General features: G+C 46.4%; 11 protein-coding genes and 1 tRNA gene. 4 read left to right on the forward strand and 8 right to left on the reverse strand.

The annotated features are described in order from the left end of the window. Positions 1-38: 38 nt before the first annotated feature. A tRNA-Leu gene (locus AB4Z08_RS27935) sits at positions 39-122 on the reverse strand. A gap of 160 nt (positions 123-282) precedes the next feature. Between AB4Z08_RS27935 and AB4Z08_RS27940 the strand changes: the two genes are divergently transcribed. Both AB4Z08_RS27940 and AB4Z08_RS27945 read left to right on the forward strand, forming a co-directional pair. After that, a complete protein-coding gene (locus tag AB4Z08_RS27940) occupies positions 283-1,560 on the forward strand; it encodes a hemolysin family protein (RefSeq protein WP_441577082.1) in 1,278 nt (425 codons plus the stop codon). 62 nt (positions 1,561-1,622) lie between these two features. Beyond that, a complete protein-coding gene (locus AB4Z08_RS27945) occupies positions 1,623-3,128 on the forward strand; it encodes an arylsulfatase (RefSeq protein WP_441577083.1) in 1,506 nt (501 codons plus the stop codon). A 61-nt stretch (positions 3,129-3,189) separates the two neighbouring features. Here the strand turns inward: AB4Z08_RS27945 and AB4Z08_RS27950 are convergent, their stop codons facing one another. The 7 genes from AB4Z08_RS27950 to AB4Z08_RS27980 form a co-directional block, all read right to left on the reverse strand. Next, complete coding sequence (locus AB4Z08_RS27950; RefSeq protein WP_441577084.1) at positions 3,190-3,939, reverse strand: ABC transporter permease; 750 nt, start codon at positions 3,937-3,939, stop codon at positions 3,190-3,192. Positions 3,940-3,954: 15 nt separating this feature from the next. Next, on the reverse strand, positions 3,955-4,743 hold the full coding sequence (locus tag AB4Z08_RS27955) for an ABC transporter ATP-binding protein (protein ID WP_441577085.1): 789 nt from the start codon (positions 4,741-4,743) through the stop codon (positions 3,955-3,957). A gap of 192 nt (positions 4,744-4,935) precedes the next feature. Next, the gene (locus AB4Z08_RS27960; protein WP_441577086.1) at positions 4,936-5,571 is read right to left on the reverse strand and encodes a response regulator; all 636 of its coding nucleotides are present in this window, start codon (positions 5,569-5,571) and stop codon (positions 4,936-4,938) included. Between the two features lie 5 nt (positions 5,572-5,576). Continuing rightward, positions 5,577-6,356 (reverse strand): sensor histidine kinase, encoded by a 780-nt coding sequence (locus AB4Z08_RS27965; protein WP_441577087.1) that lies wholly within the window; start codon positions 6,354-6,356, stop codon positions 5,577-5,579. Continuing rightward, positions 6,326-6,964 (reverse strand): hypothetical protein, encoded by a 639-nt coding sequence (locus AB4Z08_RS27970; protein ID WP_441577088.1) that lies wholly within the window; start codon positions 6,962-6,964, stop codon positions 6,326-6,328. Before AB4Z08_RS27970 ends, AB4Z08_RS27965 begins: the two co-directional genes overlap by 31 nt. Positions 6,965-6,983: 19 nt before the next feature. Further along, positions 6,984-7,535 (reverse strand): hypothetical protein, encoded by a 552-nt coding sequence (locus tag AB4Z08_RS27975; RefSeq protein ID WP_441577089.1) that lies wholly within the window; start codon positions 7,533-7,535, stop codon positions 6,984-6,986. 205 nt (positions 7,536-7,740) lie between these two features. Next, positions 7,741-9,942: a B12-binding domain-containing radical SAM protein gene (locus AB4Z08_RS27980; RefSeq protein WP_441577090.1), complete on the reverse strand. Its 2,202-nt coding sequence runs from the start codon at positions 9,940-9,942 to the stop codon at positions 7,741-7,743. Positions 9,943-10,337: 395 nt separating this feature from the next. On the opposite strand from AB4Z08_RS27980, the gene AB4Z08_RS27985 reads away from it, so the two are divergent. Both AB4Z08_RS27985 and AB4Z08_RS27990 read left to right on the forward strand, forming a co-directional pair. Beyond that, complete coding sequence (locus AB4Z08_RS27985) at positions 10,338-11,594, forward strand: peroxiredoxin family protein (protein WP_441577091.1); 1,257 nt, start codon at positions 10,338-10,340, stop codon at positions 11,592-11,594. Positions 11,595-11,675: 81 nt separating this feature from the next. Then, positions 11,676-12,320, forward strand: coding sequence for a YceI family protein (locus AB4Z08_RS27990; protein WP_441577092.1), 645 nt, complete (start codon positions 11,676-11,678; stop codon positions 12,318-12,320). Positions 12,321-12,407 lie beyond the last annotated feature (87 nt).

A 12,407-nucleotide genomic window follows, 5' to 3' on the forward strand; every position in this document is an offset into this window, starting at 1 on the left:
TGGACAAACCAAGAGTAATCTCGATTTGTCCACTTTCGTGCCCAGAACTGGATTCGAACCAGCACACCCTTGCGAGCGCTGCGACCTGAACACAGTGCGTCTACCAATTTCGCCATCTGGGCAACTGATATCGTGTCAGGGGTTGCAAATATACATCCCCATTTTATTTTTCCAAAATTTTACTCCACTATTTTTTCACCCGGCATGTTCATTGCTATTGAAAACCAATAGCATAAACAATAACGACCCACTGTTGTTAGTAAGAACAAAACCGCCCTCCTTATGGCTTCCATCATCATTATACTTGTACTTATTGCGCTCAACTTCTACTTCTCCATTGCCGAGATCGGACTGATATCCGTAGATAAAAATATCCTGCAGCAACAGGCGGATAACGGCAACAGGAAAGCCTTGAACGTGCTTAACCTCATTAAAGAACCCGATGAATTCCTGAGTGCGGTGCAGGTAGGTATTACGCTGGTAGGCATTCTGGAAGGGCTTTACGGTGGCGATCTGATGGCAGCATGGCTGGAACCGGTTTTCTTCAAATGGGGTATGCATCCCTACGGGGCGCATTTAACAGCTTTGGTAGTGGGTGTGGGCGGTATTACTTACCTGACCATTGTGATCGGGGAACTGATTCCTAAAACCCTTGCACTACTGGACCCGCTCAAAACCTCCTACCTGATCACGCCGTCTATGATCATCTTCTCCAAAGTAACTTATCCGTTTATTAAACTGCTCACGGCGAGTACCAAGCTTATACTGGGCCTGTTTTCGATTAATACCATCCGGGAAGAGAAACTCACGGAGAACGATATACGCAGTATGCTTACAGCAGCTTATAAACAGGGATTAATCGACAAAGGCGAACTCACGTTACATAAAAATCTCTTTTCTGCCTATGACCTCATGGCGGAAAACATTATGACACCTGCTTCCATGATCACCTATGTGAAAGAAAGCATGAGCCGGGAGGAAGTAACGGAAACGATTAAACGTAGTATCCACCGCACGTTTCCGGTATTGAACGATAAAAAGGAAGTCTTAGGCGCATTGGGTGCAAAGGATTTTCTCCTGTATCCGGATAAAGCCCTGGCGGATATCCTCGCCCCTATTTCTTTTCTGGCGCCCAACCAGGCAGTATATGATATCTTCCAGCAACTGAGGCGGGAAGGCACCAATATGGGCATTGTGCTCAATGAATTCGGGGAATGCCAGGGCCTTCTCTCTTACCATGATATTGTGGCCGGTCTGCTGGGTGGCAGTCTCCCCGGATTCAACGCTACGGAACGCTTCCTGGTACAACAACCGGATAAAAGCTGGCTGACCTATGGCTATACGAAGCTGAGCTATATCCGGGAAACACTCAATTATGAGTGGCTGCGGGAATACGAAAAAGAAGATATCACCATCGCTGGTTTGCTGATCGGTAAACTAAGACATATCCCACAGGCGGGTGAAAAAATAATGCTGAACCAGGTCACTTTTGAAATCAGGAAAATGGATCACCACCGGATCGATGAAGTGATTATCCGTACGCAAACGCTTGCGCAATAAATGCTGCTCCCATAGTTATTCTACCATAACGTGTTTATCTTAACGCAAATATTTTGATTGTTATGGTAAGAAGAATCCTCCTGCTAACTTTGGCTGTCCTGCCGGGCATGATGGTCGTGGCACAAAGCAAAAAAGCTACAACGGCCAGGCAAAAACCCAATATCATATTTATTTATGCCGACGACCTGGGCTATGCCGAAACAGGCCCTTATGGTCAGCAGAAAATAAAGACGCCTAACCTTGACCGGCTGTCTGCAGAAGGCATTCACTTCAACCAGTTTTATACCAGCACACCGGTTTGTGCACCGGCCCGTTGCATGTTGCTTACCGGCCGCCATGGCGGACATTCTTATATCAGGGGTAATTACGAAATGGGCGGTTTTGCTGATTCACTGGAAGGTGGACAAATGCCGCTGCCGGAAGGTACCGTGACCATCGGCCGCATGTTGCAACAGGCCGGATATACCACTGCTGCCATTGGCAAATGGGGACTGGGCATGCAGTATAGCAGTGGTGATCCCAACAAACAGGGCTTCAACTATTTCTACGGCTACCTGGATCAAAAGCAGGCACATAACTACTACCCTACCCACCTGTGGGAAAATGGTAAAGCCGACAGTCTGCACAACACCTTCATCAACGTACATAAATCATTGCAGCCCGCAACGGCCACCGACAGCGATTTTGATTACTATAAAGGAAAAGATTATGCGGTAGATGAGATGACGAAAAAAGCTACTCAGTTTATTAAATCAAATCATTCGGCGCCTTTCTTCCTCTATCTGCCCTATACGATACCTCATGTTTCCCTGCAGGTGCCTGATAGTGCATTGAAGCAATACATCGGACAATTCAATGAAAAGCCCTATTACGGACAACGGGGATATACCCCGCATAAATATCCATTGTCTGCCTACGCAGCCATGATCACCTACCTGGATACACAAATAGGCATCATCATGAACCTGGTGGCCAGCATGGGATTGGACGACAATACCATTATCCTGTTTTCCAGCGATAACGGCACCACATTTAACGGTGGTGTGGACCCAGCCTTCTTCAATAGTGTCGGCGGCCTTAAAGGGCTTAAAATGGACCTTTATGAGGGAGGTATCCGGGAACCATTCATTGCCAGGTGGCCGGGGAAAATCCCTGCCGGCAAAACATCTGAGCTGCCAGGCGTACAATATGATATGATGGCTACGTTTGCAGACATTGCCGGTATCTCCGCTCCCGCCAATGACGGCATATCCCTGCTCCCGGAAATGACCGGCAAACACGGGCAACAAGCCAGCAGAAAATATATCTACTTTGAATATCCGGAGAACGGTGGCGCAGTAGCTATCCGTATGGGCCAATGGAAAGCCATAAAAAACGGATTGAAGAAAAACCCGGACGCAGCCTGGGAATTATATGATCTCAACAACGACAAATCAGAAGAACATAATGTGGCTGCCGCTCACCGGGACCTGTTAGCCGGCTTTGATGCTATTGTAAAAAAGGAACACCGGAATGCCCACATCAATGAATGGGAATTCCTCAACTCAAAAATGACGGCAACGAAGTAAATATTACAGCTATTACAGGGAGATGGAGCAGGTATCCATCTCCCTGTAAATACAATACCCGCTACTTACTCTCCCACTTAAACCACTTCACTCCCAGTATCACAAAAATGATAGTATAGGCAATGGAAGCCAGCAGCGCATAGGTTGTTTCCAGCTTCCAGGTAGCCGGATCCAGGCTCGCCGCCAGTATTTTTCTTACCACTCCATATGGCGACCAGATCACTATTTTTTCTATGACATCTCCCAGCACTCCAAATTCTCCAAACATCCCGATCATAATAAAAACAAAATAAACCAGCCGCGTAGTGGAGTTTACGGTGTCAGGATTTTTAATGCGTCCTACAATTGCCTGCCCCAAACCCAGGTACACAGCACCTCCCAGCACAGCCATTAATAAACCGGCCACATAACCGGCAGGCGATATCTTTATATGATCTACAAAATATCCGACTATAAAAACCAATATTGTCATCAGCACAATCATCGCTATCTGTACGGATATACGGCTGATCATAATTGTCCAGGCCGAAACGGGGCCTACCCGTAGCCGCTGAAATACGCCCCTGTCGCGATCACGCGCAATACTGTTGGAGTAACCCATCAGACCTATACTGGTAAGCCCGATGGTAATACAGGCAGAGAGTACAAATACGCCGCCCAGTTTATCGATCAGTCCTTTCCAGGAAACCAGTATAATCAATGGTACGATCAGCACCAGGCGAAAAGAGCGGCGGTTGCGCCAGAGTGTGGTGAAATCTGCCCGCAGCAGGGCGGACATCACGGCAGAATTTTTAGGTATTCTTGTTTCCATGTTAAGCGCGTTTAATTATGGGCGAACTGCGGTGCCGGTTAAACCAATAAATACATCTTCCAGGGTCACTTTCCCCTTCCGTACTACTTTCAGTACTTCCGGATCATGACGATGCTTTTCTATTAATGCCTCCGGTGTATCAATCGCAATGATATGCCCGTGGTCGATGATAGCAATGCGGTCGCAGATGGCTTCCGCCTCTTCCATGGAATGCGTGGTGAGCAATACGGCATGGCCGTTGTTACGGAAGTGTTCTATCCTTTCCCACAACTGCCGCCTTGACTGTGGGTCCAGTCCGGTGGTGGGTTCATCCAGGAGTACCAGCTGCGGATCGTGAATGGTGGATATCACCAGCGATACCCGTTGTTGCTGACCTCCGGAGAGTTCCGATATTTTTTTACCGGCCGCATCTTCCAGGCTGATCTCCGACAGCTTTTGCTTTACCTTCTCATCATTCAGATCTACCCCATAAATGCTGGCAAAGAGCCGGATAATTTCGGCGATGGTCAGCTCCGGCTGAAAGCTGGTAGCCTGTAACTGCACGCCCATATTGGCGCGGGCATGCAAGGGTTTTTCCTGCGTATTGAAACCGGCTACGGAAACACTACCGGAAACAGGGCGTAACAATCCTTCAATGGCACTGAGCGTGCTCGTTTTGCCAGCACCGTTAGGCCCCAGCAAACCGAATATTTCACCACCATGTACCGCGAAGGAAACTTCTTTTACCGCCTGGAAAGTGCCATAGCGGACATTCAGCTGACTCACTTCCAGAATGGGGTCAGACGACTGTTGTTGATTGTTCATCTAAAGCAGATTTGGTTTTAATTGACGATCGAAAATACAACAACACCGCTGACGACCGCTGACAAAAAGGCGAACGCCTTGGAAAAAGCGGTAAACGGAGGAGTTATAGCGGTAAAACCGGAAGCCGTAGCATATAAAAGGAACGGGGATCATATGATATGATCCCCGTTCCTTTTTGATAGTAACACATTGCTACAGCGTTACCAACTGACGGCGTAAAGCTTCCAGCACCATGCCGGTGCGGCTTTGCACGTTCAGCTTATTAAATAATATTTCCCGGTAGCCGTCTACTGTTCTTTCTGTTACATTCATTTTAGCGGCAATCGCCTTATAGGTAAGGTCGCTGCAGGCCAGGCTGAGAAACTCCCGTTCCCGGTCGGTAAGCGTTTGTTTTTGCTCTGATTGTAACAACAGGCGGCGGTAGTTGACATTGGAAGCATCGTTGTAATAGATGCCGGTAGTAAAAATTTCACGTAATGCTTTTTCCAGTTCCGTTGGATGAATATCTTTCAGGAGATAGGCGCAGCAACCTGCTTTCAGCATTTCGATGATAGTAGCATCATTGTCTTTCATAGACAGGGCCACTACTTTAACGGTGGGATATAACTTAAGTACGGCTTCGGTGGTTTTGGCGCCATCCATCACCGGCATGTTTACATCCAGTAACAGGATATCCGGTGCTGCCGGCAGGTGGGCTAATTTGTCCAGCATTTCCTTTCCATTCATAGCTTCTGCTACTATCTGGAATCCACTGAAGCCACTGATCAGCAAACTGAGTGATTTAAGAAATAGCTGATGATCGTCTGCAATGCCAATGTTGATGTTCATAAAAATTATTCAAGGGGTAATGTGATCAATACTGCGGTGCCACCGGCGGTAGTAACTTCCCAGCGGATATTGCCGCCAAGTAAACTGGTACGGTGCTGCATATTACGGATACCCATACCGATGGATGACATGCTGGCTTTATCAAAGCCGGAGCCGTCATCAGCGATAAGGAGGATGAGTTGTTGATCTGCTGTTCTGATACTGATATCAATCACCTGTGGGCGGGCATGTTTGATACAGTTTTGCATGGCTTCCTGTATGATACGAAACAAAATGATCTGAGGTTCCGCCTGTAGTGGCAGTACCATCAGTTCATGGGTAAACTTCACTTGTATAGCCCTGCTGGAATTGATCCGTTCCACTTCCGCTTTCAGGTTTTCGATCAGACTGAACTGGTCGAGCCATTGCCGGCTGAAAGATTTGGAGAGCGCCCGCAGATGCTGAATAGCTGTACTCAGGGTATCTTCCGCTATTTGCAGGGTGTCCGGAATTTCCTTCATGCTCCGTTGGGTAACATTTATCAGGAGCTTGGTGCTGCTCAGTAGTTGGCCAATATCGTCATGCAGTTCCTGTCCAAGGTGGGCAAAGGCTTCTTCCTGCATTTCAATCTGGGACCACATTAACTGTTTGTCGTAATCTTCCTTCATTAACTTAAGCTGATGTAAGTAAGCATCTTGCTTCTTTTTATAACTAATCACTGCAGATACAACCACCAGTCCCATGATGGTAACCAACAGTGAAATAAAAATCACAGCTACAAAGAGATCCTGTTTGACCGGAAGCATACGACGCCTTTTATCAGCATAATATACAACAGGTAATTGGATAATGAGTTCAATACTGCGAAAAAATGCCTTGCCCTGGCGGTATCATTCTCCAGCAACAGGTTGTAAAAAGCATTTACGCTGACAGATGCCGCGAAATAAATAAAGAAAGCAAGGGTTAGCCAAAAAACAGGGTGCCGGAATATAGACGCTTCACTATCCGGGGTTATAGAAAAAAAGGATAAAAGGCACCAGCAGATGACCAGGAAGCTCTCTATCGTGATATTGATGCCAGGAAAGGCATGCCACCCACCCAATACAAAGCTGTAAAAAAGGGACACTATTCCGAATATAAAAATAGAAACGCCCATTAATAACCGCCATCGGTAATCCTTGATTCCTGATCGGAGAATAATTGTTATCAGACTATATTCCAGCACCACAAAGAAATGATATACTATAAAGAAACCTAAACCTTCTGTGCCGATCAACTCAACTATTACTTCTGTAATAATAGATACCCCCAGCAGCACGCTTAATATCTTTACTTCCCTGTGTTCCAGGTGAAATAGGCTGATAATAAAGCAGGCTACGAGCAATACATAATAAGCATACACCCATCCGTTCATCGGCACAAAAGTTTAAATGCTATATAGGTTGAAATAAAGTATCCAGATCCGCAGTAGCCAATGGAGAGCCCTGCGCTTTTAACAAATCAAACAAATGCTTCAATTCAGGAGGTGGCGGATTTTTTCCATTACCTCTTTCTTCAATTTTAGGATCACCGGTGAAGTGTGCCATGTTGTTGGTAGTAGCTTTGGCAAGTAACGCCGCATAACCTACCTGCTCCATGTTCGCAGTGAGCCCTTCTGCCGAAAGACTGATTTTCTTATTTGCTTCAGGCACAGCAAAGTGAAAACGAATGTATTCACATCCTTCCTGGCTGAGAATACGTAACAGCGATGCCTTGCTGAAATCAACAAAGAAAGTTCCCTGAAAAGCTGCCAGCAAAGCCGGATTGCTTAACAGCAATTCGTAAAAGCTGTTTAGCATACCAAAATAAGCCGCAACAGTAATCGGCATACCAAAGGTTTGCGGATCCTGGGTAAACGGCATGTTGTAGTCCAGCTGTTCGGTGGTAGGGTTCAGGTGGCCCTGGCTATCACAACCGTAGCCGGCAAGGGACATTTGATCACTCATTGTTAGGTCAGTTTAGTGGAAACAAATATTTAACTTTTTCCTCATGACTGATACCGGGAAAAACCCCGGTAAAGATTTTTTTAGCTGTTAGCCTTTTTAGCTGTTAGCCTTTAGCTGTTAGCTGTTAGACAATGCAGCGGAGATTATCATATGTCGTTCTTCGCATTACCTAAAAGCTAAAAGCTAAAGGCTAACAGCTGTTTCGCTATATCTTCAGCAGCCCCAGCTTATGCAAGGTATTAACTGGTTTATTATCCCAGAAGAGTTCAAAATCGTCCAGCCCTGCTGCTTCATAGCTGTCTTTCACTTCCTGCAGGGTATACGTTTTAGGATTGGCTACCGCCAGCTCCTGTAGCATTGTTGTTAACCATACGCCCTGTGGTGGCTGTACGCTGATATTTACTTTTTCTTTTTTACTCTGGAATGTTAAGGAAGACATTTCCCAGGAGGCGCCCTTCTTTGATTTGGTAATAATTTCCATGGACGGCTGTTTGCCCAGGTATACAACTTTGGAAGTTGGCTTTATAGTGCCTGCTTCTTCTTCCATCAGTGCCGTGGTGATAAAATCAGGATGCACCGATGTTTTGGGTACTTTAAATTCAAACCATTTGGAAAGCGGGTAATCAAAGCAGGCGCCATGCATATAATTCAACAACGACTTTTTCAGTCCATAGCTGAAAGATTCGTGATCCGCACCGGTAGGATCAATATGCATGATATCATTGTTGGCAAAGGTGCCGGTTTCTTCAGTTTCTTTTTGCACGTTGAACTTCGCAGGGTCCAGTCCAACAGGGCTGTGCGCCGTCATGGTAAACTGGTGCCAGAAAGCAGATTGCAGGATTCCTGCCTGGAACATCTGTCGCACCATCTCCAGGGCGTCGATCGTTTCCTGCGCGGTTTGCGTCGGAAACCCGTACATCAGGTATGCGTGCACCATGATGCCTGCTTCCGTAAAATGGCGGTTTACACGCGCCACCTGGGCTACCGTGATGCCTTTTTGTATCAGTCCCAGCAAACGGTCGGAAGCAACTTCCAGTCCGCCGGAAATGGCAATACAGCCCGATGCTTTGAGCAACAGGCAAAGGTCACGTGTAAAGCTTTTTTCAAAACGCACGTTAGTCCACCAGCTCACGGTGAGCTTACGGCGGATAATTTCCAGTGCCAGCGCACGCATCAGCGCCGGTGGCGCCGCTTCATCCACAAAGTGGAATCCGTTCTGCCCCGTTTGTGCAATGATCGCTTCCATCCGGTCGCATAACAGCGAGGCCGTGATGGGCTCGTAGATCTTTATATAATCAAGAGAAATATCGCAGAAAGTACATTTGCCCCAATAGCAGCCATGCGCCATGGTGAGCTTATTCCAGCGGCCATCACTCCACAGGCTGTGCATAGGGTTGACTACTTCTATCGCGGAAATATATTTATCCAGCAGCAGGTCGCTGTAATCCGGTGTACCCAGTTGCGCCTGTTTATAATCATGGGTGGCTTTACTGTTGATATACGTTACTTTCTCTTCTGTTAACAGGAAAGTACGTTTCAGTTCCTCCGCTGTCTTTTTCCCTTCCAGGAACAGTAACAGGTTTTCTATCGGGGCTTCTCCGTCGTCCAGGGTAATGAAATCCACGAATTCAAACACACGGGCATCAGCCAGCGAGCGCAGCTCTGTATTAGGAAAACCACCGCCCATGGCCACTTTTACGGCAGGATAATGCTTTTTCACCCATTGTCCGCAACGCAATGCCGAATAGAGATTGCCCGGAAAAGGCACAGAAATAGCCACCATAGCAGGTTGTACCTGTTCCATATGCGTAGCCAGCAGGTCTGTTAAAATACTGTCTATATAAGTATACTCCGCCTGCAAGGCGTCATACAGTTCATCAAAACTATTGGCGGAACGGCTTAGTCGCTCTGCATACCGGCTGAAACCAAAATGTGGATCCACGCAGGCCATGATCAGATCCGATAAATCTTCCAGGTACATCGTTGCCAGGTGTTTGGCTTTGTCCTGTGACCCCATGGAACCAAAGGCCCAGTTCAGATCATCGAGCTGCGCAAAACGCGAGGCTTCCGGTAAATAATCACGCTTACAGATCAGATGTGCCAGCGTAGGATTCTTTCCCTGTAAAAATAAAATAACGGCGTCAATGGTTTGTATATAATCCTCCTGTAATACCAGCATCCGGGCTATATTCTCAGAAGCCGCTACCGGCGGGGCCGCCGCAATATGTGCAAACAACTGTTCCAGTCCCTGTTTTGAAAATAAACGCAAGGTGACTTCGATACCCAGATCCGCCTGGAAGGAGGTAATAGCTTTGGTGTTCAGAAATCCTTTCAGGTAAGCAGTGGCCGGGTACGGCGTGTTCAACTGTGTAAATGGCGGTGTTATTAAAAAAACAGAATTACTCAAGTCAGGAGGTTTAAACCGCAAAAATAACCCTTTTTTGAGCAGAAAGCAGAAGGCAGAAAGCAAAAAGCTATTTTCGCGGATGATAAAAGCGATGATATACCTGTTTTTTTTGCTCCTTTTACAAACGAAAAAGTGCTGTCAAATTAATTCTCCACTCCTATCATCCCCGAAAATAGCTTTTTGCTTTCTGCCTTCTGCTTCCGCTCAAACGAATAGTCTACAAAATTAATAGACTTTTATTTGGAAATAATAAAAGTCCACTTTATCTTTGTTTTACCACCGCTGATAAAGCCACCACTCCATCAGTATTTACCACCAGTTTTATTTGTAGCACCGCTTAGTCGCCCCACCAGGACCGGCATCGACTTGCATTGTTCAACCAATAATATACAATCATGAAAACGCATAAGCACTTATTTTTAACCGGCCTGATGGTGGCAGGATTGTTCAGCAACCACTCGTTCGCTGCCCCTAAAAAACCATTCGTAAAACAAGGCATCTGGCGCGGTGTATTCACCCTCAGCGAATCCCAGGTACCCTTTAATTTTGAGTTAAAAGGCAAAGACCCCGAACATGCTGTTTTTACACTGATCAACGGCACAAGGCGGGATAACTTCCATGTGGAACGCCTCGGCAACGATTCTTTATTTATAAAGATGAATACCTATGATGCCGCCCTGGTGGCGCACATTGAGTCTGACGGTAAAATTTCAGGAGAATACAGAAGCCTCGTACCTAACTTCCGGGGCAATGCATTACCCTTTACTGCTGCACACGGGCAAAACTACCGCTTTGCGGAACCTGGCACAGAAGCCGCTCCTGCCTTTGATATCAGCGGCAAGTGGGAACTGAAAATAGCCAGCAAAGAGCCTACTCCCAATCGTATTGGCTTACTGAAACAGGAAGGCAACAAGTTAACCGGTGTTATCATGTCGGTAGTAGGCGACAGCCGCGAACTGGAAGGGACCGTTCATGGAGATGATTTTGAACTGTCCGGCTTCACCGGCCCCAGCCCCATCTACATTAAAGGAAAAGTGAATGACGATAAATCACTCACCGGCGAAATCAGCTTAGGCATTTATAACAACATCCGGTTTGACGGAGAAAAAAATGCCGCCGCCGAACTGCCGGATCCTTACAAGCTTACTTTCCTGAAAGAAGGTTATAAAAAACTGGACTTCACCCTGCCTGACCTCAGCGGCAACAACGTTTCCCTGAGCGATGACAAGTATAAAGGCAAAGTGGTCATTGTAGAAATTATCGGTACCTGGTGCCCTAACTGCACCGATCAAACCTCTTTCCTGTCGCCCTGGTATAACAAAAACAAAGACCGTGGTGTAGAAGCCATTGCCATTGGCTTTGAACAGAAAGATGACCTGGAATATGCGAAGTACACATTAGGTAAGTTAAAAGAGAAATACAACATTCAATATGATATTCTTTTTGGTGGCATTGCTGATAAGAAAGTGGCGTCAGAAAAGCTACCAGCGCTCAACCGCATGATGGCCTTCCCTACCACCATTATCATAGACCGTAAAGGGGAAGTAAGACAAATACATACCGGGTATACCGGCGAAGTGACGGGCCAGTATTACAAAGATTATGTGGCCAAATGGAACCATGATCTGGATGAACTCATAGCGGAAAAATAACTTTAACATTAATTTCCGGATCTCGTAACCGCTAATCCGCCAGTCCACCTTAAATTCGCACCAAATTTAAACACACAACATATGCAACGATTAGCATCTCTGTTCTTTATTGGAGGATCCATCTTTCTGATGTCTTTCACTACACCTGCTACTGTCAACAAAGGAGAAAAACCAACCAAATCTGCCTCAGCCCGGAAAGCAACTGTTTTCCAGGTAGACGCTAAAGAGAGTAAACTGAGCTGGACCGGCAAAAAAGTAACCGGCCAACACCAGGGCACCATCAATGTAGCCGATGGTAAACTGGAAGTAGAAAGCAATGTACTGAAAGGTGGTACTTTTTCACTGGACACCCGCACCATTGCTGTTACTGATATTAAAGATGAAGGCGGCAACGCGAAATTACTCGGACATCTGAAGAGTGAAGACTTCTTCTCTGTAGAGAAATTTCCAGCAGCAACTTTTGCTACTACCAGCGTAACTTCCAAAGGCGGCGGCAACTACGAAGTAACCGGCAACCTGACTATCAAAGGCATCACCAACCCTGTTACCTTTCCTGCAACCGTAACTGTTGCCGGCAACAAGCTCACTGCGAAAGCAGCTATTAAAGTGGATCGTACCAAATACAATATTAAATACGGTTCCAAGAGCTTCTTTGAAGGCATCGGCGACAAAGCCATCTATGATGACTTTGATCTGGATGTAGTACTGGTAGCAACAGCCAAATAATTCGTTCATTTTTTACTACCCCATTATAATAATTCCTGGGGAGCACGGGCACTCCCGCCCATGCTCCCGGGAATGCCAATAACCATT

Origin of the sequence: Chitinophaga sp. RAB17, from assembly GCF_052114225.1 — a bacterium.
Classification (GTDB): domain Bacteria; phylum Bacteroidota; class Bacteroidia; order Chitinophagales; family Chitinophagaceae; genus Chitinophaga.